The following is a 24,618-nucleotide window of genomic DNA, read 5'->3' as shown; positions in this document are numbered from 1 at the left end:
GCCCGGGGCACCCAGGTGCCCCGGGCCCACGGCGTTCCGGCAGCGTCCGGAGGCCGGGCGGGCGAGCGCGGGGCGGCTCCCGCGCAGCGCCGTTTCCCCCGCGCGCATGCCTGTGACCTGCGCGTCAATCGGACATTGATTCACTTTTGATCGACTGTGAGCACCTTGGATGGGGCCGCTCCACCGGCTGGCCCCGCCCGCCCCACGACGTCGTGAAGAGAGTCCCATGCCGATCCATCTACTGCCCCAGCCGTCCCCCTCCGTGCCCGAGCAGGCGGGGTCCGGGGTCGACACCCGGGGCGCGGCCGTGCCCGTGCGGGCCGTCGGCGAGGAGCCGGTGACGGCCCGCTTCGCCGGACTGCGGCTGGTGCACGCCGCGCTGCGCCGGGACCTCGCCCGGCTGCCCAACGCCCTGCGGCTGCTCCAGCCCGGCGAGGACGACGCCGGCGAGGCGCTGCTGCGGCACTGGAGCTTCGTGACCGCGATGCTGACCTGCCACCACGAGCAGCAGGACAGCCGGATCTGGCCGATCGTGCGCCGCTTCGCCCCCGAGCTGCGGCTGCTGCTCAACTGGCTGGAGGCGGACCACCACAACCTCGACCACTCGTTCACCCGGGTCACCACGCTGGTGCGGATCGCCAGCCGGGACACCGGCAGCGCCTGGCCGGTGGCGTACGCGATGGAGGACCTGGCGGCCCGGCTGGAGACGCACCTGCGGATCGAGGAGCGCCAGTTGCTGCCCCGGATGGAGCGGGTGGTCCCGGAGGGCTCCCGGCTCGGCGGCCTGGGCGAGCTGATGGACCTGCTGCGCTCGGCGGACGGCCCGGGGACGGCGGACGCGCTGGCCTGGTTGCTGGAGGGCGTGGAACCGGCGCTGGTGGAGCGGCTGTTGGCCGAGTGCGACGACGACGTGGCCCGCAACTGGCCGCACTGGCAGGCCACCTACCAGCGCTGCATGGCGCCGCTGTGGGGCCCGGCCGGTGCGCTGGGCAGCGACCTGGGCGGTGTCGCCGACTGACCTCCGGTCCTTTTCGCGGCCCGTCGATCTACGCGCGTGGCATACCCTTGAGGCATATGCCGAGCCTCTCCGGAATCCGCTACCCGCAGTTCCAACTCCCCTCGCCCCCTAGGGGATTGGACCCATCACCCTCGGGGTTGCGGCTGTTCGGGCGCTCCGGGGCCGGCCAGGGGGTGCGTACCGCCGACGGCCGATGGCGGGGCGCGTCCGGGCGCCTACCGTCGACGCCATGACCACAGCGAGCACCCCGAACTCCCACCGAACCCCTGCCCGGCGCCGTTTCGGGCCCGCCGTCCACCGCCGGGCGCTCCTCGCCGCCGGCGCCGTCCTGGCCCTCGGCGCCGGACTGACCGCCTGCGACGGCGGTGTCGCGCTCTGCCTCGACGACGACAGCTGTGACGTCGTCGTCCGCACCGACGGCGCCGACGCCTTCAAGACCCTCCAGGTCTTCGGCGGCGACCGCACCGTGAAGATGACGGTCGGCCACATCACCGACAGCACGGTCGAGGTGGCGGTCGGCGACGAACGGAAGACCGTCGGCAAGGACACCGAGACCGCCGTCGGCACGGCGAAGGTCACCCTGCGCAAGGCGGACAAGGGCGACCGCTACGCCGAACTGCACGTCACCCACGGCTGACATCGCCGGCCCGCTCGCCCGCTCGCCCGCTCGCCCGCCCGCACGCCTGCCTGCCCGCCCGCCTGCCCGCCCGACGCCTCCCCGGCGCCCGCTCAGGCCGTACCGACCGGCCGGGGGCGCGGCTCAGTCAGAGGCGAGCCGGAACTCCAGGTTCCCGAACCGGACCTGGTCGCCCGGCCGGACCCGCACCCCGCCCGCGATCCGGCGCCCGTTCACGTGCGTGCCGTTGGTCGAGCCCAGGTCGTACAGCACCCAGCCGCCGCCCTCGCGCCGCAGTTCGGCGTGCCGTCGGGAGACCGAGGCGTCGTGCAGCCGCAGCCCCGAGCCGGGAAACCGACCGATCGTCAACTGCCCCGCCCCGGTCTCCGGCAGGCTCAGCCCGGGCAGCCGCTCGGTGCGCCAGGCCCGGCGCAGCCGGTCCCCGAACGCGGAGACCCGGCCGACCGTCCGCAGCAGGAAGCGCTCGACCGGGCTCCCGGTCGGCAGCCCGGTCATCGCCTCGTCCAACTCGCCCCGGCTGGTGGCGTGCAGGACGATCTCCATCCGGCCGAGGAAGGTGTCGTGCGACAGCCGTCCGCTGCCCGCTCCGTCCTTGAGCACCCCGAGCGCCTGGTCCCGTTCGGCGTCCGAGGGACGGACCGCGCCGGAGGGCCGGACGGCGCCGGTGCGGAACTCAGGAGACGTCATGGCCCGATTGTCGGCTCGGCCGGCTCGGACTGTCCAGATCACGCCGGGTGCCGGCGCACGGTGAGTACGTCACTGCACTCCAGACGCCCGGTGCGCCACCGCGGTTCCGGGCGGCCGGGTGCCTGGGTGCCGGGGCGGGCAGAGCGAGGGGCAGGGGGTCAGGGGGTCAGCCCTTCCGGGCGGCCGCCAGGATCTTCTCGGTGGTGTGCAGGAACCGGGAGGTGACCGCACCCCGGTAGGCCTTGCCGAACAGTTCCCCGGTGACCCACTTGCCGTCCCGCAGGTGGACCACCACGTACGCGGCGCCCGGGTCGGCACCGACCACCTCGTGGTCGCCCTTCGGCGAGAGACGGGGGACGGCGAGGTCGGCGGGCAGCGGCTCGGAGAGGAAGGCCACGACCAGCCGGACGTCGGGCGTCACCTCGACGCCCTTGAACGGCTCGGCGGCCAGCAGCGCGGCCACCTCGTCGACCGTCCGCAGCAGCGCGGGCACCGGGTAGCCGAGGGACCGCTCCAGGTGCTCCTCGATGCGCCGGGTGAGGGCGGCGCGGTCCGGTTCCTCGGTGGTGAAGAAGACGTTGCCGCTCTGGATGTAGGAGCGCACGCCCCCGAGCCCCAACTCGGCGAAGAGCGCCCGCAGTCGCTCCATCCGCACCGTCCGGCCGCCGACGTTGATCGCCCGCAGGAACGCGATGTACGTGGTCGTGGTGGTCACCCCGCCAGTCTGGCACCGGCCCCTGATACCCGGAGGTTGCCCCTGGCGCCCGGCGGTTGTCGGTGCCCGGTGCCAGACTGGCGCCATGGTCACCTGGCAGGATTTCGAGCAGCAGGCACCCGAGCTGGCCCCCCTCGTGCGGGCCCGGTTCGAAGCCGAGAAGCACCACGTCCTGGCGACGCTGCGCAAGGACGGTTCGCCCCGGGTGAGCGGTACGGAGGTCGGCTTCGTCGGCGCCGACCTGATGCTCGGGTCGATGTACGGCTCGGCCAAGGCGCGCGACCTCCAGCGGGACGCCCGCTTCGCGCTGCACGCCCACCCGGGGGACGAGACGATGGCCGGCGGCGACTCCAAGGTCTCCGGCCGCGCGGTCGAGATCACCGACGAGGCCGAACTGTCCGCCTACGCGGCCGATCTGCCCGAGCCGCCGCCGACCGCCTTCCACGCCTTCCGGCTGGACCTGGAGCAGGTGGTGCACACCGCCGTGGGGGAGGGCCACCTGTGGATCCTCAACTGGCACCCGGGCCGGCCGGTGCAGCGGATCCAACTGCACTGACCGGCCCCGGACGCCTCGGACGCCTCGGACACGTCGGAGGCTCCGGACGCGGCGCTGCTACGGCAGGACGGACTTGACCGCCTCGGGGGTCCGGGCCACGACGGCGTGGCCGTCGTCCGCGGTGATGATCGGGCGCTGGATCAGGATCGGGTGCTCGGCCATCGCCGCGATCCAGCGATCCCGGTCCGCCGGCTCCCGGGTCCACTTCCGCATCCCCAGGTCCTTGGCGACCTGCTCGTCGATGCGGGTGATGTCCCACGGCTCCAGGCCCAGCCGCTCCAGCACCTGCTCCAGCTCTGCCGCGGTCGGCGGATCCTCCAGGTAGCGCCGCACGGTGTACTCGGCCCCGACGGCCTCCAGCGCGCCGAGCGCCGACCGACACTTGCCGCAGCGCGGGTTGATCCAGATCTCCATACCGGCAACCCTACCGAGCCGCCCGCCGGCCGGGCGCCAACCCGCCCGGCCCGGCGCCCCCGCCGGACGCGCACCCGGGCCGCCGGCCGGACGCGCACCCGGGCCGCCGGCCGGACGCGCACCCGGGCCGCCGGCCGGGCGAGCCCCCGGCCCGGCCCGGTACCTCGGCCGGACGGGAACTCCGCTGCACCCTCCGGTGGTTCACGCACCAGGAACGTGGCCTCTGGGAGGGGAGCACCGGATGGACGGCGCGGCGATCATCGAGGAACTGCTGACCAGCGAGGGCCGGGCCGACCCGTACCCGCTGTACGCGCGGGCACATGCGCTGGGCGCGGCGGTGCCCGCCGGGCCGGACACCTTCCTGGTGGTCGGCCACACCGCGGCCGACAAGGTGCTGCGCACCCCCGCCTTCGCCGTCGCGACCGCCGACATGATGGCGGAGCTGACCCCGGAATTCGCCGAGCACCCGTCGATGGCGCTGTTCGGCCGCTCGATCCTGCAGCGCAACGCGCCCGACCACCCCCGGGTCCGCTCGCTGATCGCCTCGGTCTTCACCGCCCGCCGGGTGGCCGCGCTGCGCCCGGCGGTGGAGGCGGCGGTCGCCGGGCTGCTGGACGAGATGGCCAAGCAGGGCGCCGACGGCTCGCCGGTGGACTTCATGGACGCCTTCGCCTTCCGGCTGCCGGTCGGGGTGATCTGCGAACTGCTCGGCGTCCCCGAGCGGGACCGCTACCGCTTCCGCGACCTCGCCTCCGACCTCACCGTCGCCCTGGAGTTCATCGACGACCGCTCCGAGCTCACCAAGGCTGACCAGGCCGCCGACGAACTGGCCGGCTACTTCACCGAGCTGGCCGCCGAGCGCCTCGCCCGCCCGCAGGACGACCTGGTCACCGACCTGGCCCGGATCGCCGCCGACGACCCGGAGCGGCTGCCCGCCCGGGAGCTGCTGGCCAACCTGGTGCTGCTGCTGGTGGCCGGCTTCGAGACCACCACCAACCTGCTCGGCAACGGCCTGGCCCTGCTGTTCCGCCACCCGGAGGCGGCCGCCGGGCTGCGCAGCGGCGCGATCACCCCGGCAGGCTTCACCGACGAGGTGCTGCGCTTCGACTCCCCGGTCCAGCTCACCTCCCGGGTGGCGCTGGCCGAGGGGCTGGCCGTCGACGGGCTGCCCGTGCCGGTCGGCAACGTGGCGCTTCTGCTGCTCGGCGCGGCCAACCACGACCCGGCCCGGTACGACCGCCCGGAGGTGTTCGACCCGACCCGGCGGGACAGCCAGCCGCTGAGCTTCGGCGGCGGCCCGCACTACTGCCTGGGCGCCCAGCTGGCCCGGCTGGAGGCCGAGGTCGCGGTGCCCGCCCTGCTCGACCGCTTCCCCCGGCTGGCCCAAGGCGGCGTGCCGGTCCGGCGGGACCGCCTGGTCCTGCGGGGCTTCGAGACCCTGCCGGTGATCGTCCGCTGACGACCGTCTCGCCGCTGACCGCCCACCGACCCGGCTGCCAGCCGGGGCGGGGGTCGTCACCGTCCGTCGACCGGCCCTGACGCCCCGCTTCCGGGCCCGGTCGGCCCCGGAAACCGGGACGTTCGGCCATTCGTGGCCGGGTCCTCCGTAGGAGAGCATGGAGGGACGAACCGGTCATACCGGACCGGTCGGGCAGGAGGACTCCACCGTGCCCGTAGCACCCCGCCCGGAGCATCCGGCGGCCGTGGAACCCCGGGCACCGCGCTGGGTGCCCTGGCTGCCGGTGCTCCTGCTGCTGCTCGACCTGGCCGCCGAGGCGATCGTCCCGGACGCGGTCGCGGCCGGCTTCCTGCTGACCGCGCTGCCCGTGGTGGCGGCGTTCAGCTACGGCCCGGCGCTGACCGCCACCACCACGGTCGGCGCCCTGGCGCTGCAACTGGTGCTGGCCGTGCGGGCGGGCCACATCAACGAGCAGCACCACGTCTGGGTCTACATCGCCACGCTGCTCTCCGGGGTGATGGGCACCGCCCTGTCCTGGCAGCGGACCCGGCAGAACCGAACCCTGCTGCACGCCCGTACCGTCGCCGAGACCCTGCAGCGCACCGTGCTGCGCCCGGTGCCCGAGCGGGCGGGCGGCCTGCGGGTGGCCGGCCTCTACCGCCCGGCCCAGGCCGAGGTCCTGGTCGGCGGGGACCTGTACGAGGTGTGCGACACCCGCTTCGGCGTCCGGGTGCTGCTCGGCGACGTCCGCGGCAAGGGCCTCGGCGCCGTCCGTACGGTGGCCGACGTGCTCGGCGCCTTCCGGGCGACCGCGCACGACACCCCCGACCTGGTCGACCTCGCCGACCAGCTGGACCGTGCCGTCCTGCGCGACGCCGCCGACCGGGGCGACGACGAGCTGTTCGTCACCGCCGTCCTGCTGCAGTACCGGCCGGGCTCCGACTGCGTGGAGATCGTCAACCGGGGCCACACCACCCCGCTGCTGCTCGCCGAGCACACCATCACCCCGGTGTCCTGCGCGGACGAGCTCCCGCTCGGCCTCGCCCACCTCGGGCCCCCCGACGAGCGCGGCAAGCCGACCGCCGTCGCCCTGCCCCCGGGCCACACCGTCCTGCTCTACACCGACGGCGTGAGCGAGGCCCGCGACGCCACCGGCGCCTTCTACCCGCTGGCCCCCCGGCTGGCCGCCCTCGGCACCACCTCGCCCGACCGGCTGGTCTCCTTCCTGGCCCAGGACGTCCACGAGTACGCCGGCCTGCTCGCCGACGACCTCGCCGTCCTGGCGCTCACCCCGGAGCGCCCGTAGGCCTTCCCCGGGTGAACTCCCGCAGCCCGAGCCCCCGGTTCCAGCCCTGCCCGCCTGCCCGCCTGCCCGCCTGCCTCCGACAACGCGCCAGTGGCGCCGCTGGGGGCGGCGCCACTGGTGTCGGTCGGGTGTTCAGTTGCCCGTCGTCGGTGTCAGCTGTGTCGTCCGGGCCGGCGGTAGGCCATCGCGCACAGCGCCACACCGCCCAGGACGGCGAGGGCGCCGAGGGCTGAGATCAACGCGTCGGGCGCCGAGCCGCCGGTGTTGGGCAGCGTCCCGCCGCTCGCCGACGGACTCGCGCTGTGGGTCGGGCCGGCGGTCGGGGTCGTACTGCCGGACGGGGTCGCGGTCGGCGAGGGCGAGGACGTCGGCGACGGGGACGGGGACGGGGACGGGGACGACGTCGGGGACGGCGAGGAGGACGGCGACGGGGAAGGCGACGGCGACCCGGTGGGGGTGGTCGGCAGGATCACGCCCATGTCGAGGTCGAGGTCGCGCTGCCCTCCGCTGAGCGTGACGGTCTGGGTGATGCCGGTGGCCGGGTCGGCGTCCGAGTCCTTGGCCGGATCGGTGCCGACGCCCCGCTTGGTGACGGTGGCGCCGGCGGGCAGGGTGGACAGGTCGAACTGCACCGCGTAGCTGCCGTCGGGCAGGTGGTCGAAGAGGTAGTGGCCGTTCTGGTCGGTCACCGTGGTGACCGGCTTGCCGTTCTTGTCGCGGACGGGCTGGCCGTTGCCGTCGAGCAGCTTCACCGTGACGCCGGCGATGCCCGGGTCGCCGGGCTTCTGGATGCCGGAGCCGTCCACGTCCTGCCAGACGAAGTCGCCGAGCGCGTTGTCGGAGGGCTTGGTCTGCTTGACGGCGACGCCGACCTTGGCCGGTTCGGCGGGCAGCAGCTGGCGGCCGCCGGCGTCGGTGGTGGTGAAGGCGAAGCTGTTCCAGGCGTACTCCCCGTCGGGGGCGTCCACCGAGGCGACCATGGGCCAGGTCAGGGTGAAGGCCTCGCCGGAGGGCAGGCTGCCGGGGCGGCGGACCCGGAACCAGGTGGCCGTTCCCGGGCCGGGGAAGGTGCTGCTCCAGGTGGCGCTGCTGTTGCAGCCGGTCCGGTTGACCAGGGCGGCGTCGACGCACGGGTTGGGGTCGGTGGTGTACTCGATCACCACGGTCGGGTCGCTGGTGGTGATCGGCTGGCTCAGCGACGGCGTCCAGGCACTGCCGCGCGGAGCGTCCTGGGTGAGGACGTAGTTGTCGCCCGGGGTGGGGAGCTTGTCGTAGGCGATGAAGTCGGTGACCGGGTCGGGCGAGTCGTTGCGGACGGTCATCCGGTAGGAGATCCGGCCGCCGGGAGTGGCGCTGCCGATGCTGACGTAGTCGGCGTCCAGGTCGCCCATGACCTCCTTGTACGAGCGCAGCACGCTCGGCACGTCCACCTGGATCCGGGAGGAGTCGTGGCACATGAGCTCGGAGGTGTCGCCGTTGCCGTTGAGGTCCAGCAGGTCCGGGACGCCGCTGTCGGAGCCGGAGAACATGCAGGCGACCGGCGCGGTCGGCCGGTCGACGGTCACGTAGATGTCGTTGGTCAGCTCGCCGGAGCGGATGCTGCTGGCGACCTGGACGTCGAAGAGCATCCGGTAGGCCAGCGCGTCGTGCAGGTACATCATGTCGGGCGCGCCGGGCGGCCATTCCATCCGGACGATCTGGCGGCCGTCCGGGCCGGGGGTGACGGTGATCGACTGGGGGGCCTTGGCATCCGGGTAGGCCGGGTCGGGCCGGGCCGAGCCCTCGACGTAGACGACACCGGCCGGGAGCACGTCGTACAGCACGAGCGGGCGGGTCAGGTCGCGACCGCTGCGGTTGTACGGGATCACCTGGAAGGTCGCCATGCCGCCGGGTGCGGACAGCTCGCCGGCGACGGTGGTCTTGGCCGCGCCGAGGTTGGTCGCGGCGGTGACGGTGGTCGAGGCGCAGGCGTTGGCGGCGGAGGTGCTGGTGCCGTCGCCGGCGGTGGTGTCCAGACAGTTGGTCAGCGGGCTGGGGGCCGGGCGCCCGTCGTGGCCGGGGGTGACGACCTGGGCGATCACCTGCACCGAGTTGCCCGGGCTCCAACCGGTCGGGATGGGGCCGTCCCAGGTGAACCTGAGGCCGTCGAGCCAGCGGCCGGCCGGGATGCCCAGCTCGTCGCGGGCCGGGTCGCCGGCGCCCTGGACGAAGGTGATCCGGCGGGTGCTGGAGCCGTCCAGCGGGCTGGACGGGCTGAAGGTCAGCCAGGTCGGGTCGCCGTCGAGGCGGTACTGCAGGGTGAGCCCGATGCTGGTCGGGTTCCACGGCTCCAGCTGGAGGGACTGCGGGAAGAGCCAGTTGTACAGGCCGTCGGTGGTGCCGGCGCCGGGGTCGGTCATGGTCAGGCTGGTGGCCGGGCCGGAGGTGTTGGTGGCCGACAGACTGAAGGAGTTGATGTCACCGGAGGTGACGCCGTCGCGCCACACCTTGCTGGCGGTCACCGTCACACCGGTGGCCGGGGGCCGGAACTGGCCGGTGGTGGTGCCGGCGGTGTCGAGCTTGCGCTCGGCGTCCGGCCCGATCGGGTCGCCGTACAGGTCCACGGTGTTGTCGGAGGTCGTCCCGTCCGGGAAGTCGGCCTCCGGGTAGTTGACGACCAGCACGCCCGGCAGCCGGCAGCCGCCGCGGCCGTTGCCGGAGCGGAACTCCCCGATGTCGTAGCCCCAGGTGTTGGGGCCGGGCGCGACCTGGCTCCAGCCGGGCGAGCGGCCGGTGTCCACCACGGCGCCGGGCGGCAGGGTGTCCAGCAGCCGGCTGGTGTCCAGGTCGACGTTGGGTACCAGGTCGGTGGCGCAGGCGCTGAACTGGTAGGTGACGGTGCGCCCGTCGCCGCTGGAGGTCTGGATGCCCTTGGTCACCGTGTACTGCGGCTGCACCTGGGCCTTGGTGTCGGCGGAGGCGGTCTGGCTGGGCTCACCGGTGGCCGTCATGGTGGCCGAGTTGGTGGAGGCCGCCCCGTCGGGGGTGGTGAAGTTCGGGTACTTCATCGTCACCGTGATGGTGGCGGTGGTGCCCGGACTGAGGTCCTTGAGCCTGATGTCCATGGCGCCGCCCATCGCCCCCGCGGCGGGCACGGTGGAGGCGGCCTGGTCCACCGACGAGGGGTCGGGCGTCCAGCCGACGAACTGCATGTTCGACGGCAGGGTGTCGGTGATCCGCCCGTTGGTGCACTCGGTGATGGAGCAGGTGTACCGGAGGGTGTAGGTGACGTTCTCCCCCGGGGAGGCGGTCGCCTTGTCGACGGTTTTGGTGAAAGAGATCGCGGCCTGGGCCGGCGGCGCCAGCACGCTGCTGCCGAGCAGCGAACCGGCCAGCAGGGCCAGCACCGAGGCGATCCGCCCGGTCCGGAAGTGAATGCGCATCTGGGAAGTTCATCCGACCGCCCGACCGTCCTTCCCCCGACGCAACGCACACCCCCCCACTTCCACCCGATCGGCCGCACCTGCCGACAGGGCCCCGTCGCGTGCCCGTCGGTGCGGAAGGACGGAGGTGGGCCACCCGGAACGAGCGGCCCACCTCGACAGGGATCGTGGGATCAGAGGCGCGACCAGCAGTTGTGCAACACCGGTTCCAGCCGCATCCGACCACCGTTCCGGTCGAAGGCCTGGAGCGCTTCCAGACAGGTCAGAACCCACTCGGCATCGGGTACCTCCAAGCCGGCCAGTTCGATCGCGGTGAGGATGTCCGCCTCGTCGGCCCACTCGGCGCCGAACTCCTTGGCCACGGCGCGGTAGCCGTCGCCGATCAGCGGATCCGTGGTGAGTCCGACGTCGTCGAGGAACTCCTCGACGAACGCCTTCTGCTGGAGGTCGTCGCGAAGCCGGTTGAGGGCCTCGTCCTCGTTCCCGGAATGGTTGTGCAGGCTGATGGCCCGGTCCAGCAGGGCGGGCCAGCCGCCCGTGAGTTCGAGCAGCCTGGTCACCCGCTCAGCGGTGAAGAGGTCGGTGTGCTGCGCCCAGGCCCGCAGGCTGCGCTGGTCGTGGCGGCGGAGGAAGACCGCGATCGAATCCCCCTCCACTGGATCCGTCAACAGCTCGCGCCAGAGCTGCAGTTGGTGGAGACCGACGATCAGGACGACCGCGCGGGTGACGTCGGTCCGCTCCGGGAGGAGAGTCCGGGCGAACACGACGGCATCCCGGCACGTGTCGTTGCTGGTCATCTTCGCGGCCAGGTCGCTCACGATCACCCGCCGTGTGCCGGGCAGGCCCTCGGTGAGGGCCTGCCGGAACACGGACGGGCGCCCGATCGGCGGAAGGCTCCAGCCTCCGACCCGGTCGGTGACCGACCGGAGCGTCCTCTCGACATCACCGATACCGGTGGCGGGGGTGCCGAAGACCACCCTCGTCTGGTTGGTGCGTCCGGCCAGGAGGTCGTCCACCTGCGTCACGGTCAGTGGAGCGGTTCGCTTGTCCGGCAGCTCGGGCCGGCTTTCGAGGGCGATGGTCTCCTCCAGCTCGCACTCGGCGGCGGCGGTGAGCAGCCGGTTCTCCACCTCCTGGGCGGTGCCGATCATGCGTAGGGCGTTCGGCCCGCGCAGGTGCCAGCCCCGGCCGTCGTGGTTCGGGGCGAGGATGCCGAGGCCGACCATCTCCTGGAGGTAGGCGCGGAAGCCCTCGCTGTCGAGGCCGGCGAAGCCGTCGGGCCACCAGCTCGCGCACTCGTCGCGGAGCTCGGCGTCGCTCAGACGGGTCTCCAGTCCGTTGTCCCGGGCGTGGCGGGCGAGGACGTTCGCGATCATGTCGTAGCGGTCGTCGAGGGTGAGCGTGTCCTTGAACGCCGCGGTGATGTCGGCTCGCAGCGAGGGGTCCGACTCGACCGCCTCGACGTCGGTGACGGAGATGGCGTAGGGCGGGCTGCCGGCGTCGCCGCGGCTCCGCCGCTGCTGCATCACCTCCACCAGCCGACTGCCGAACATCTGCAGCAGGAAGGGCTGGTACGAGCAGTAGCCCAGCACCCGGTTGACCAGGTCGACGTCGACGAACTCGAAGCCCAGGGCCCGCATCGGGTCGACGAGCAGGTCGGCGGCGAACTGCGGCGCGAGCGGGCCGACGACGGTGGGCGTCTGCGCGAGGTGGCTGAACGGACCGTTACGGGCCAGCCGGGTGAAGCGCTGGACGGAGTGGAGGCCGGCGAAGACCACCTTCATCCGGCCGGGCGTCTCCGTGCACAGCCCGCGCAGCCGTCGGGTCTCGGTGCAGTGCGGCACGTCGGCCTCGAAGAAGCGGTCGCACTCGTCCATCAGGATCAGCAACCGCCGGCGGGGTTCGGCGTCGAGCCACTGCTTGATGCCGGCACGGACCCGCTCGTAGGGATCGGCCTCGGCCTTGCGGCGGGGCTTCCCCAGCACCTTCTGGTCCGTCAACTCGCGGTCGAGCACGCCCCAGATGGTCTCGGCGCCCAGCGCGGTGCCCTTGCCGATGTTGTGGTGGTCCAGGTTGAGGTAGAGCTTCTGGTGGTAGTCCCGCTGCTGCTCGGCGAACCGGTCCCCGGCATCGTTGAGCAGGGCCGACTTGCCGAGGCCGCGTCCGCCGAAGATGATCTGCGTGCCGTCCGGGTCGAGGATCCTCTTGCGCTCGGCGTCGCGTCCGTAGAACATCTCCCGGCCGATGCGCCCGCGCTTCTCCCTGATGTAGGGGTTCACGCCGGAGAACGGCAGCAGCGTCTCGGTCGCCACGCTGACCTGCCTGTTGCCGTGGGCGGCGAGGTAGGCGAGCGCGGCGTCGTCGACGACCATCAGCGGGGCGATGTCCACCGAGGCTGCGGCGAGTTCGGTCCGTGCCTTGCTGTCGAGGGTGCCGAAGTACGCGACCAGCAGGCTCTCCTTGCTGGGCTCCTGGGACACCCGGCTGAGCAGCAACTGCGCCGAGGGCCGGCCCCAGATCATCAGGACCCGGAGCCGGCCGGCCTGTTCGAGGATCTTGGACCCGAAGACGGGCGCCCAGGCGCGGCCGTTGATCTCGATGTCGAGGACGTCGACGAAACGGTACTCGACGCTGCGCGGAAGGCCGTTCAGCGGAAGGGCCTGCTTGGCCTCGTAGCCGAGGAGGTTGAGCGCGGGCAGGAGCATCTGCCGCGGGTCGGCGCTCTGCCGGCCCTTGGGCGGAGTGGCGCCGAGCGCCTTCCAGATCTCGAGCGCCTTGGCCGCGCGATCGGCCTCGTCCGCGGACAACCGGGTGTAGTCGAGCGCGGGGATGTCCGGGTGTTTGCCGTGGTCGCGGACCGACCGGATCAGCTCGGCGGTGATCCCCGAGCGGAGCCCGTCCGGTACGGACGGGAAGAACCCCGCGAGGTGGGACACGCCGGACACGATCTCGGGCACGGTCTCGCCGAGTTCGAGGAAGTACACGAGGTCGGCGGCGGTGGCCAGCCCGTCGGTCTCCAGATGGCGCAGCACCTGCGCGTGGTCCTCGTCGCTGACCTCGGGGAGCGCGTCCAGCCGGGAGCGCAGCCGTTCGGCGGCCTCGCCGCGGAACCGGGGGAGGAGCTTCGCCACCTGGTCCAGGGTGCGGCGGACCAGGATCAGCTCACGCTTGCCGTCCTCCTCGGCGTGGGGCTGCGCGTCGGACAGGAGTTCCTGGAGGCTGAGGTCCTGGTCGTCGGTGAGGGCGCCGTCGGCCTGCGCCCGCCGGAGTTCGGCGACCAGGTCGGTGTGCCGGGCCAGCAGGGTCTCGCGCCGCCGCTCCTCGGCCTCGAACAGCTCGGTACGGCGTGCGGGAGGGAAGGAGATCGGCTTGCCGGGCAGCGAGCCCTGTTCCGCGAGGTCGAGGATGCGGTGCGCGGTGCTGAAGACGTCCTGGCCCTCCTGGAGCGCCAGGGCCTCCTCCCAGGTCCGGTCCTGGGCCGCGAGCAACGCGGACACCGTGGGCTGTTCGCCGGTGGCCAGGGGGATCTTGAGCAGTTCGGCGTCGATCGTCTGGTGTGCGTCGAGGCCGGGGAAGCGCCGCAAGCGGGCCGGGCCCTGTTCGATCTCGTCCAAGAGGGCGCTCAGCGACTCGTGGGCCGCCCACGCGGAGGCCGAGGCCAGCGAGCCGGGCGATCGTCCCCTGAGCTTGTCGAGGTCCTCCAGGGCCTGCCGGCATCCGTCGAGCAGGGTCTGCCGCATGGCCGCCGTCTCCTGCCGGGCCCAGTCGGTCTCGGCGGTGCGGCCCCGTCGGATGGCCTCGGTGGCGTCGATCCAGGACTTGGCGCAGTCCGTGGTCCGCTCGACGAGGTGGACGAGGTCCTGACGTCCGGAACCCTGCAAGACCCGATTGCTCGAAGCGCGGAGTCCGCGGTCCATCCGGTCGATCTCGGACTGGATGTCGGTGAGACGGGACAGTCGGTCGACGGCCTCCCGCGCCCTCGATCCGGCCTCCGGCGAGTCCTCGGACAGCGCGTGGAGCACCGAACCGAGCAGGCCGTCCGGGGCGAGCCAGCGCTTGGCGATGGTGGTGGCCCGGTTGAACCGGAGCCGCGGGGGTTTCAGCAGGTCGCGTGCCTGCTGGACGACGTCGCGGAGCCGGCTCTCGGACTCGGACACGTCCGCCGTACCGCTCAGGGGTTTGGTGAGTGCCAGGGCGCCGCTGAGGGTCGGATCCGCGACCGCGACGGCGAGCGTGGCGAGGCCGTCGGGCAGCCGGACGGCCAGGGCCTTCAGCTGGGCGCCGGCCGCGTACTCACCGGTGGACAGCGAGGCGCGGAGCAGCGCGGGCAGCGCGAGCAACTCGGTGTTCTCGAAGGTCTTCGTTTCCAGTGTCTCGCAGCGCAGGAGCGCCTTGAGGAAGGCCTGCGGACCGCCGACGGTCCCCGGTTTGAGAGCGGCACCGGCGGCGGCGAGGCGGAGGGAGGCCTGTTCCGGTTCGGGCCGGCCGACGGCCCGAGCCAGGTGGAAGGCGAGGCCGAACCGCCTCTCGGCGACCAGCCGGGTGATGGCCGCCGACACCTCGGCGTCGGCCCGGACGGGTGCCGGTACGGCGGGGGCAACGGCGGGCTCCGCCTCCGGGACGGTGGCCGCCCGCGCGCTCGCGACCTGCTCCGAGCGGTACCCGACCGCCGGCGGGATGGGCTGTTCGACGGTGGCCGGCGGGGTTTCGGGCACCGGTACCGGCGACCGGGCCTCGGACGGGACAGCAGTCGCGGCCGGGACGACGGGCGTCGGGTCCGGCCCCGGTTCCCGGGCCGGGGTGGTGACGGCCTGCGGGGCCGCGTCGGCCTGCCGGGGGAACGGCAGCTCCTGGGGGAGGACCGGCTCCTCGGGAAGGGACAGCTCCGTGTACAGCAGCGCCGCACCGGCGCAGGTCGGCAGGGCAGCTCCGATCCGCTGTTGGCGGGACATGATCTCGGCCGGGTGGTCCGGCTGCTCGCGGAGCCGGACGAGCTCGACGAGAGCGCCGAGCGTCGCGGCCTCGGCCCGCTCGGTGTCGCCCCAACGCGGCGAGTCGAGGATGGCACGGGCCAGCCCGTGGGCGGCTTCGAGTCCGCCGGAGGCGGGGCTCCGCTCGGGGCATGTGATCGTCAGAAGTTCCAGGAGCGCCGCGCGGGCCTCGCGGTCGCGGCGGCGATCGTCGAGATACGAGCGCACGCTCTCGGCCAGGTCGTCCAGCTGGTCGGGGACCTTCTGCACGCCTGCTTCGGCCAGGCCGTCCCGGAACTGCCGGAAGGTGTCGGTCAGCACGGTGAGCGCGCGGATGTCCTCCTCCGCGGGTGGGTACCCGGTGTCCAGGGCCGTACCGATCCGGCGCGAGGCCTCCTGGGCGGACTGGAAGACGAGTTCCAACGCCTGGTGCGTGGCCGCCACGTCGAGCGTGCCGCCCTGGGTGGGCCCGTCCGTGGCGGCGGCTGGTTGTCCGGCTGCCTCCTCGGGGGAGCAGGGCGCAGCGGGCTCGGCGAACTCGCCCTGGGCGGGGACGGGCGCGTCCGTCTGGTCGTACAGGCTGAACCCGGGAGTCGCCTCGACGACGTCGTCGGCGGCGGCCCGTACGGCGTCCAGGAGTTGCTGCTCCGCCTCGTACCCGAGCCAGTCGCGTTCGGCGGCCCAGACCAGGACCCGCGCGCCGACAGCCGAGGCGCTGCACCAGGAGAGCATGGCGAGCCGGACGAGGGTGTCGCCCCAGCGGGTCACCGGGTCGGTCACGATCCCCGAAGAGGGGTCCGCCGCGGCGGACACGTCGCTCATCACCCGGTACGTCAGTGCCTTGACCGCGCAGTGGCAGCGCCGCTGGCGCGCGTCCCGCTGCATGCGGGAGAGCATGTCGCGGCACAGTGCCTTCCCGGCCCGGCGGGGAGCGGCCAGCTTGATGCCGAGCTTGCCCAGCAGCCGTTGGCGTTCCTTCGGGGAGAGCGAGTTGAAGGCCAGCTCGACCATGCCAGCGGTCACGTCGTCGAGGACGTCCGCGACCGGGTGTCCGAGGGCGTTCAGCGCGTTCGCCAGCGGTTGCAGCGTGGCGAGTGTGGTTCCCGGTGGGGACAGCGGGGGTTCCGGCACTGCCTCGTAGGTGTCGTCCATGCATGCTCCGGTTCGAGGGAGAGGAGGGCGGGACACGGGATCATCGCGCCCGGGTGTGCTCGGTGACGAAGGTGTAGCCCGAGGGCAGGTCCCAGCCGTCGGCCTTGCCGAGCTTTCGGCAGTGCTGCTGGTAGGCGGCCCGTTGGGCGTTGCTGGGGGTGGCTCCGGGACTGAGGCGCCGCAGGAAGCCGTGGACCTGGTGCGGCTTCGGTGCCGGGTGCCAGCGGTGGCCCGGGTCGGTCGCGGCGGGTGCTGCGCGTTGCGCCGGGATGACGACGGGGGCGTATCCGATCAGCGGGATCGCCGGCTCGTCGGGGCGCGCCGGGTAGCGCGGGCGGCCGTCGTGGTCCCGGCTTCCGACGACCGGGTAGAGGCGCGCGGCGGCGATGAGCTCGTCCACGGCAGCTTCGAGTGCCGTCGCCTGTCGGGCGGCGGGTGGTTGTCCGTACACCGTGAGGGGCAGGGCGGACCGGTCGAGGAGGGCGTGTCCGTCCACGGTGAGCAGCCCGCAGCGGCGTACGGCGCGCATGACCAGGTCGCGTTCGCCGAGACCGGCGGGGGAGTCGGTGTCCCGGGTGCTGCCGGGGGTGCTCTCCCGGGTGAGGATCTCCTTGGAGTAGCGGTGGCGGATCTCGTCCCCGTCGACGATGACGGGCGTCTCCAGCAGCATGGTGGTGGCCCGGACCACCCGCCCACCGCGCGGCCACTGCAGCAGCAGCTCGATGCCGGGGAAGAAGGTCAGCGGCCAGTCGATGCCCGACAGGCGACCCGGCTCACCCGAGAGCTCGGGCACGGTGTCCTGGACCCGTTGGGACTCCTCGATCTCCCCGCCCTCGTGGTCGAGTTCGAGACGGACGCGGGTGTCGTCACGGTGCAGGGCGCCGCGCAACTCGTCGGCGATGAGCGGCCGCAGGGGCAGGAAGCCGTCCATGATGTGTGCGAGCCGCAGGGGGAGGCGCCACACCACCTCGCTGTCGGACACCCGTAGCAGTTCCGGCTGTGCCGGCCCGGTGGCACCGAGCGGTGCGTCGACCGGGGCCGGGCTCGGCTGGTCGGTGGGGGCGGTGCTTCGCGGCTCCGGCCCGGTGGCCGGAGCGGTGCGGACGGGCCGTGGGGCGGGTGGCTGCGACGCGGCGCGCCAGCCGAGTCCGGACGGGATCAGCGGGTCGGCCGTGGTCTCCTCCGCGCCCGGCCGGCGCGATCGCCAGACCCCGCCGCCCTCGAAGGCGTCGTCGAGACAGACCCGGGTGCCGTTGGCGAACAGCCCGTCCTTGCTCTCCCCGCGTACGACGTCGGCGACGGCCAGATTGGCCCGGCAGATGGCTGCCGCGTAGTCGACCCCGCTGAGCAGCGGCGCGGCCCCGGTGACGGTGGTCAGCCAGGGGCCGATCGCGGTGTGGACGGTCGTGGTCGCGGGCATGCCGCGGCGGCGCGGGCCGGCTGCCTGGCCAGCGAGCTGTAGTGAGGTCGCCAGCCTGCTCATGTCGCCGCGGCCGAGCGGGCCGTCGTCCTGCCAGGTCGCGGCCAGCGCGCTGCGGGGCAGTGCGTACGAGCCCCAACAGCGCAACTGTTCGCAGGAGTTCAAAACTGACGCGATCGTGCGGAGCATCCGCACCAGGGCGCCGTGGAGCAGCGCGTCGTCGTTGGTGGCCACGAGGTCGACGAGGGAGACCGGTACGGCGGGGCTCAGCAGTTGGGCCCGGGCCTCGTGCAGCAGGTAGTCCGTGTACGCGGTCAGCGCGTCCTGCCCGGCCGTTCCGGGTGACGGGTAGCGCGCGTTGACCACGACGTGGCCGTTTCGGTCGATCCAGCGCTGCTGGAGCCGCAGCCGGCCGAGCTGGGCGTCGGTGAGGCTGAGCGCGTCGCCGAAGGCATGGACGTCGGGGACCAGCAACTCGCGTCGTACCGGGGCGTCGTCGGGTCCCGGTGCGGTACCGTCGCGCTCGGCGCCGGCCGGCGCTCCGGAGATCCACTCCGGGACGTCGCCCAGCGGGCCCGTCGCGGGGTGGCGTCCCTCCTTGTAGACGACTTCTGCGTACAGCGGCTGCGAACCGGTGGCGATGCGCACCATGGCCCCCACCGGGATGGCGGGGATGCACTCGCCGAGGGTGACGACCGGGAAAGCGTCCGGGTCCAGCGGGCTGCCACCGTAGCCCTGGCCGTCGAGGTCGTAGCCGAAGTAGACGGCGTTGAACGCCACCGCGGTGTGGACCGGACCGCGCCGGGCGGAGACCAGGGCCGCCAGGTACCGGCGGAGCCGGTCGAGGTCCGGCGCCGTCAGGGCGTCGGGGCCGTCCACGACGGCGGGCGTGAGCAGCGGTTCGTCGATGTACGGGCGCCAGACTCCGGACGGTGCGGGTGGTGCCAGGGTCACGCGCGTTCCTCGTTCCTCTTGCGTCGGGCCGTGTTCAGGGTGGCGATGGGTACGGGTCGGGCCCGCCAGCGGCCGTTCACGGTGGCGACCAGCGCGCCCGCCGCGACCAGCCGTTGCAGGCTCCGTTCCACCTCGGAGTAGGGGAGTCCGGCCTGCCCGCCGAAGTGCGGGCTGTCGCGCAGCGGGCGGGGGAGCGGCACCGTGCGCCGGTTCGCCGGGTCGTACGACGACTCCTCGCCGCGCAGGGCCCGCCACAGCGAGCGGGCGTGCACCCCGCCGGGCATCCGCCGGGCGAGGCGGTAGGCCCTGAGGTCGATCCGCTGTTCGCGCAGTGCGCCGTCCGTGTTCCCCCCGGCGCGCGGGGCCGGATTCTCGAAGGCCTGCGCGACGGTCGGGCGGCGCTGTTCCTTCGGCCAGTCCGGGACCGCCCAGCAGGCCGAGCATCGGCACTGCGCGGTGCTGCAGCAGCCCTCCGGGAGGTCCACGACGCCGAAGTAATCCGCGAACTTTCGCTGGGCGCACACCGCCGGCTCGTCGAAGAACGCCCTGAGCAGGGCGAGCTCCTCGCGGGCCCGCTCGGCGCGGCGGGAGACCAGCGGCAGGAATCTCTCGGGCAGCCGGTTCCGTTCGACCCGCAGCCCGGTGACCAGCCGCCTGCTCGGCGCGGCGGAGACGTCGAGGAGCCCCCGGTCGTGGAGGTCCGCGAGAACCTCCCAGCTGCCCGCGGGGCCGTCGGAGACCTCCCGGTAGCCGTCGACGCTCCGGGCCAGGTGGGCGTCGAGCCTGTCGACGCGCAGCCGCGAACGATCGGGCAGGGACAGGACGCTCGAGACGATCGACTGCTCCATGACGTCGTCGCGGTGTGCCGGGTCGGGGCCTTCACCGGCGGGATGTCCCTCGCCGGCCTTGACCGTACAGAGCGGCGGGTAGTCGCCGAGGTCGGCGACCGCCCCCAGATCGGCCAGTGCGCTGAACGCCCGCATCACTCCGCCGGAGTAGCGGTCGGCCACGTGGCCCTTGCGGATCTCCTCCTCGTCGAGCAGCCCGGCGGCGACGTCCTCCGCCATCAGGGCGTCGGCCAGCGTGACCGCGTCCAGGCTGCCCCGCTGCTTCAGAACGGCCCAGCCCATGCGACGGAGCAGTGACGGGGAGAGGTCCTGCGCGGTCATGAACTGTACGGTGCGCATGCCCCGGCTGGTCGCCAGGGCCAGGGCGGTGTTCGCCGGTCCGTCGTCGGCCCTGGGCCTCCGGTCGGCCCCGTCGCGCCCGGCGCGGCCGATCTGCTGGTAGAGCGCGGCGAGGTCGGTCGGCGGCGAGACGCAGAAGACCGTCCGGACGTCGGGTCGGTTGACGCCGAGCCCGAAGGCGGAGCTGGCCACGATGATGACGGGGACGAAGCCCTCCTCGCCGTGGTGGGGGGCTTCGCGAAACTCGGTCATCACGGCGGCTTTCTCGGCCTCGGAGAGCCGCCCGTGGAACCGCAGGACGCGTTTTCCGGCGTCGCCGACGTACTCACGGAGGTGGGCGTGGAGGGCGTTGACCTCCTTGACGGTGAGGCAGTAGAGGATCGCGTGCCCGTCCGCGGCGTCCACGACCCGTTCGGCCAGGCCTGCGACCTCGGTGGTGCCGCCGCGACGGAACGTGCGCCGGAAGACCGCCAGCTCCGGGCGGATCGGGTTCTCCCGGACCGTCACGAGGCCGCCTCGGCCGACGGGGCCGAGCGCCTCGGCCCGTTCCTCGGCCGAGGCGGCGGCGGGCGGTTCGGGCACGGTGCCGAACAGGACCTCGCGCATCGTGGCGTGCACGGAGCGGTTGGCGGTGGCGGTCACCGCGGTGACCGGCAGGCCGTGGTCCCGGCGCAGCTCGGAGAGGAACCGGCCGAGGCGGCGCATGCTGGGGCGGAAATCCTCCCACTGGGCCACGGTGTGGGCCTCGTCGACGGCGATGCGGGTCACCCGGCCCGCCGCCACGGCCTGCCGGACGAGTTCGCGGAACCGCCGCTGGCACAGGCGCTCCGGGCTGACGTAGACCAGCTTGATGCCGTGCTCCGCGCGGCCCAGCAACTGGTCGGCCACCTCCGTCTTGCCGGCCCGGCTGCTCGACTCCCGCAGTGGTGAGATGAGGGCGCGCACCGCGCCGCCGATCGAGCGGTTGAGTTCCAGCGCCTGGTCGTGCATCAGCGCGACGAGCGGGCTGACCACGATGGTGGTGCCCGGCAGGACGAGCGCGGGCAGTTGGAACGTGTAGCTCTTGCCGAAGCCGGTGGGGAGCAGCCCCAGGACGTTGCGGCCCTCCGCGGCGGCGGTGATCACCTGCTCCTGCGCGGGTTTGAGCTTCGTGGGCCGGTCGTCGAGCCTGAGCAGGCCGCCGATCTCGGCCGCCCGTTCCAGGACGGCTGTGACGAGGCCTCCGTCGGCCCGCAGCCGGGCGGTCTGCTCAGGAGTGAGGGTGAGTGCGCGGATCCGGCGGGTGAACGGCAGCAGGGTGTGGCGGTCCAGTTCCTCGGCCGTGCAGAGTTCCGCCGCTCGGTCCGGGGAGATGAGGCCGGCACCGGACATGGACTCCCAGATCCGCCGCCAGCCATCGGCCATGGTCGTCACGTTGCCGGCCCCCGGCTCGCCCGTGACCGGGTCGGGGCGCAGGAGGCCCTCGTCCAGACTGCCGAGGAAGGCCTTCCGATAGGCGCGGCGCAGGGCCGTGCTGCCGCCGAGTTTGCGGTCGCTGATCACGACGACGCCGCGATGGCGGTCGGACCGGATGAGTCGGCCGACGGCCTGACGCAGCTGGAGCGCCGCCAGCGGCAGGTAGTACGTCTCGGTGGCGACACCCTCCGGGTCGGGGTCCCCGGCTTCCTCGGCCCGTTGCCGGACCGCCGCGCGACGGGCCTCGACCACCGGCGCGGCGAAGGGCGCGAACGGGAGCTTGTTGATCCAGACCAGCCGTAGCCGTTGTTCGTCCTTCACGTCGACGCCCTGCCACAGCCCCTTGGTGCCCACCAGGAAGCCGCCGCCCTCCTCCCGGTCGGTGAATTCGGTGAGGGCCCGGCCGTTGCCCAGGACCAGGGCGTTGACGGTCGGGGCGGAGAGACCGCGGGCACGGAGCTCCTGCTCCAGGAGTTCGCCGATTCCCGCGGCGGTCTTACGCGCCGTGGTGAGCACCATGGCGCCGCCGTCGTGCCCGTTGCCGTCGGCGCGGGGGAGGACCGACTCCCGGGCGTAGCCGGCGAGTTGGTGGGCGATGGTGCGCATCGCACCCTCCTCCTGCTCGGCCCAGGACGGGAAGTCGGAGAAGCAGACCAGCTCGGCCTGCCGGGCCAGGTCGAAGGGCGACTCCAGAGCGAGCGCCGGGAGGGTCGACGGCAGCCCGAGCCTGGCGCGGATGAAGTCCCAGGTCCCGGAGACCCGCAGTGTCGCGGAGACGTAGTGGACCCGGGGGAGCAGACCCAGGAAGCGGAGCCACTCGGGGTCCGCGGGCAGGTCGATCGGGCTGGACGCGAACCGGAACCGGTAGGAGCGAAGGCCGCGCCGGGGTTCGGCGAGCTCCTCCAGGAAGACCACCCGGGACGGGAGGGGGTCGGGGGTGTCGTCCAGCTGCACCACGCGGCAGAGCAGAGCGCTGATGTCCTCGCTGAGGCGGCCCAGGGTGGCGGCGCTGCCCTCGGCCCGGCGGGCGAGGGCGAGCACGCGCTCCTTCACCAGGCCGTCGAGCGCGTCGGTGTGCTCGACGACGTAGCGGGTGAGCAGGGCGGACACCGAGCCGACCACCCGGGCGAAGTCCGCGAGGAGCCGTTGGACACCCCGGGCCTCCGTGCTTCCGGAGGTCCCGGCGTACGGACTCGCCAGGACCGCGCTGCGGTTGCCGATCCGTACCCCGACACCCCGTGCCCGGGCATCGAAGGCCCGGGCCGCGAGCCTCGGCAGCTGCTCCCCGTCCAGCAGGGCCTCCAGGGCGGCGATGGCGTCCGCGACCCGATCCCTTACGGTTCCGCCGCGGGCGTCTGCCAGCCAGGCGGTGCACTCGGAGAGCAGTTCCTCCAAGGCCTGGTAGTCGACGGCCGTCGTCAGTGCCGAGGTGGCGGCGTTCTCCAGTTCGTGGGCCTCGTCGATGACCAGCAGGGTGTCGTGGCCGAGGGACTGGAGGTCGTCGAGATGGGAGAGGGCCAGCGCGTGGTTCGCCAGGAGCAGCCGGTGGCCGGTCATCGCCTCGCGCACGGTGTCGGTGTGGGCGGCGATCGGGGTCCGCTCGTTCGGCGCGTAGTCACCGTCGCGCTGGGACAGCGATTCGAGCCACGGCCCGAGGGCGCGGTCGGTGTACTCGGAGAGGAACGCGGGCAGATCCACCGGGTCCACCGACCTGGCTGTCCAGGAGAGCGGGGGCTCGGCGGCGGCGCGCAGCCGCAGCAGGAGGTAGACGGCCAGCTCTCGGAACCGGCGGTGCTCCACCGGGCGGGCCCGGCCGCGAGACTCGAACCTGCCCTGGGTGGCCTGGGCCAGTGTGGCCGTCAGGGCGGCCAGTGAGAGCCGGTTGGAGCGGCCCTTCACGAGGTCGCTGAGCTGTAGGAGGCCGGGCAGCGCTGCTTCGAGGTCCGTGAGGTCGTGGGCCAGCTGGCTCTGCAACTGCTTGGTGAAGGTGGCGATGACCGCCCTTCGCCCCGGAGCGCCCGCGAGCCAGTCGAGCGCGGCGGCCAGGATCGCGTAGCTCTTGCCCGTTCCGGTGGGGGCTTCGAGCAGGCCGGAGGTGCCGGAACGGGCCCAGTCGTGCAGGGTGGTTGCCATCTGCTGCTGGGCCGGCCGCGGTGTCGCCCTGGTCCGGTGGACGACTGCGGCGAGTGCGGTCGGGTCCACTCGGCCGTCCTCGCCGAGAAGGTCCGTGGGGAGCTGCACGGGGCGCCGCCCCCGGCGCAGTTCCTGGGCGTCCCGTCGGGGGCGGTGGTCGGCGAGCTCGGCGCTCACCAGTCGGGTCACCCGCTGCTGGTCCCATGGGGCGACGTCGGTGTCGGGGCGGATCGGAGCGTCCGCGAGTTCGAACAGTATTCGCCACGCGGGGGAGTCCGGGCAGGCGGTCCGGACCAGGTCGCGAAGCTCCTCACCCCAACCCCGGACCTCGGCGGCCGCGCGGGTCAGCAGGCGGACGAGGAGTTCGGCGTCGTGCGGGGCCGTGTGCGGGCGCAGGCCCGATGCGGGGACGTCCTGTTCGGCGGCCAGCGCGTGCAGCCGGTGCAGGGGGGCGACGGGCCAGATCGCGTGGGCGAGGTAGAGCGCGTCCGCCGTCCGCAGGCCGGCCAACGGATCTTCGCAGTCCGCGCGCCGAGCGGACTCCCGGACGAGGGGAAAGTCCAGGCCGGTCCCGTTGTACGCCACCACGACGTCCGCCCCGGCGAGGAAGGCGGCCAGTTCCTGCCACGCCAGGTCGGCCGGGACTCCGTCGGCCTGCACCTGTCTGCGGGTTGCCGGATTGCGGATCTCGCCGGTGTCGCAGGTGAGTTGGAGGTAGCGCTGCCAACCGGGAGCGGACTCGATCCAGTCCTGGTCGGTGCCGAACCGCACCGCTGCCGCCTGGTACACGTGGCGTTCGAGATAGGGATCGGCGGGAACGGCTGTGACGACGCTCTCCAGGTCGATCGCGACGGCGCGGAGCCCGCTTCGTCCGGCAGTCCGGACTTCCGGTTTGCCATGGACTGGTGAACCTGTTTGCGGCACATCATTGATGACGAACAGTCCGTCGACCCTGGTGAGGAGCCCGGCGGTGACAGCCTGATCGGCGAGTTTGAGCACCCGGGGCCGCGGGAGGCCCGGGTGGCGGTCACGCGCGAGGGCTGCCAGTGCGTCGGGCGTCGCTCCGTCCGGGAACTCCCCGGCCAGCGCCGCGATTTGTCGGACCGCGGCGGATGCGCGCGAATCGCCACCCA

The 24,618-nt window shown here is 73.2% G+C and carries 12 protein-coding genes; 5 read left to right on the top strand and 7 right to left on the bottom strand.

The window, feature by feature from the left end:
• Positions 1 to 226 precede the first annotated feature (226 nt).
• Together ACFVHI_RS07485 and ACFVHI_RS07480 are read left to right on the top strand one after the other, a co-directional pair.
• Complete coding sequence (locus ACFVHI_RS07485) at positions 227 to 1,018, top strand: hemerythrin domain-containing protein (protein WP_159398408.1); 792 nt, start codon at positions 227 to 229, stop codon at positions 1,016 to 1,018.
• 229 nt (positions 1,019 to 1,247) lie between these two features.
• Complete coding sequence (locus ACFVHI_RS07480; RefSeq protein ID WP_380336647.1) at positions 1,248 to 1,655, top strand: hypothetical protein; 408 nt, start codon at positions 1,248 to 1,250, stop codon at positions 1,653 to 1,655.
• A gap of 123 nt (positions 1,656 to 1,778) precedes the next feature.
• On the opposite strand, the gene ACFVHI_RS07475 is transcribed toward ACFVHI_RS07480, so the two are convergent.
• The gene (locus ACFVHI_RS07475; RefSeq protein WP_063347333.1) at positions 1,779 to 2,342 is read right to left on the bottom strand and encodes a DUF1707 and FHA domain-containing protein; all 564 of its coding nucleotides are present in this window, start codon (positions 2,340 to 2,342) and stop codon (positions 1,779 to 1,781) included.
• A gap of 166 nt (positions 2,343 to 2,508) precedes the next feature.
• Complete coding sequence (locus ACFVHI_RS07470; protein ID WP_380336644.1) at positions 2,509 to 3,057, bottom strand: DUF1697 domain-containing protein; 549 nt, start codon at positions 3,055 to 3,057, stop codon at positions 2,509 to 2,511.
• Between the two features lie 85 nt (positions 3,058 to 3,142).
• Here ACFVHI_RS07470 and ACFVHI_RS07465 point away from each other — a divergent pair, with 85 nt between their 5' ends.
• Positions 3,143 to 3,613 carry a pyridoxamine 5'-phosphate oxidase family protein gene (locus ACFVHI_RS07465; protein WP_380336642.1) on the top strand — a complete coding sequence of 157 codons (471 nt, stop codon included), beginning with the start codon at positions 3,143 to 3,145 and terminating at the stop codon, positions 3,611 to 3,613.
• Between the two features lie 57 nt (positions 3,614 to 3,670).
• Here the strand turns inward: ACFVHI_RS07465 and ACFVHI_RS07460 are convergent, their stop codons facing one another.
• A complete protein-coding gene (locus ACFVHI_RS07460; protein WP_363372145.1) occupies positions 3,671 to 4,027 on the bottom strand; it encodes an arsenate reductase family protein in 357 nt (118 codons plus the stop codon).
• 241 nt (positions 4,028 to 4,268) lie between these two features.
• Between ACFVHI_RS07460 and ACFVHI_RS07455 the strand changes: the two genes are divergently transcribed.
• Together ACFVHI_RS07455 and ACFVHI_RS07450 are read left to right on the top strand one after the other, a co-directional pair.
• On the top strand, positions 4,269 to 5,486 hold the full coding sequence (locus tag ACFVHI_RS07455; RefSeq protein ID WP_380336639.1) for a cytochrome P450: 1,218 nt from the start codon (positions 4,269 to 4,271) through the stop codon (positions 5,484 to 5,486).
• A gap of 208 nt (positions 5,487 to 5,694) precedes the next feature.
• Complete coding sequence (locus ACFVHI_RS07450; protein ID WP_380336636.1) at positions 5,695 to 6,792, top strand: PP2C family protein-serine/threonine phosphatase; 1,098 nt, start codon at positions 5,695 to 5,697, stop codon at positions 6,790 to 6,792.
• Between the two features lie 152 nt (positions 6,793 to 6,944).
• On the opposite strand, the gene ACFVHI_RS07445 is transcribed toward ACFVHI_RS07450, so the two are convergent.
• The 4 genes from ACFVHI_RS07445 to ACFVHI_RS07430 all read right to left on the bottom strand — a co-directional run bounded on the left by ACFVHI_RS07445 (position 6,945) and on the right by ACFVHI_RS07430 (position 24,274).
• Entirely contained in the window at positions 6,945 to 10,214 is a 3,270-nt protein-coding gene (locus ACFVHI_RS07445; protein WP_380336633.1) for an SdrD B-like domain-containing protein, read from the bottom strand.
• Positions 10,215 to 10,387: 173 nt separating this feature from the next.
• Positions 10,388 to 16,336 (bottom strand): hypothetical protein, encoded by a 5,949-nt coding sequence (locus ACFVHI_RS07440; protein ID WP_380336630.1) that lies wholly within the window; start codon positions 16,334 to 16,336, stop codon positions 10,388 to 10,390.
• Positions 16,337 to 16,376: 40 nt separating this feature from the next.
• Entirely contained in the window at positions 16,377 to 18,710 is a 2,334-nt protein-coding gene (locus tag ACFVHI_RS07435) for a hypothetical protein (protein WP_380336627.1), read from the bottom strand.
• A complete protein-coding gene (locus tag ACFVHI_RS07430) occupies positions 18,707 to 24,274 on the bottom strand; it encodes a DEAD/DEAH box helicase (protein WP_380336625.1) in 5,568 nt (1,855 codons plus the stop codon). Before ACFVHI_RS07430 ends, ACFVHI_RS07435 begins: the two co-directional genes overlap by 4 nt.
• Between the last annotated feature and the right edge of the window lie 344 nt (positions 24,275 to 24,618).

This window comes from Kitasatospora sp. NPDC127121, from assembly GCF_042677305.1.
Lineage (GTDB): Bacteria > Actinomycetota > Actinomycetes > Streptomycetales > Streptomycetaceae > Kitasatospora.
The sequence above is the reverse complement of the archived record's forward strand: the minus strand, read 5'-3'. Positions and strand labels throughout refer to the sequence as shown.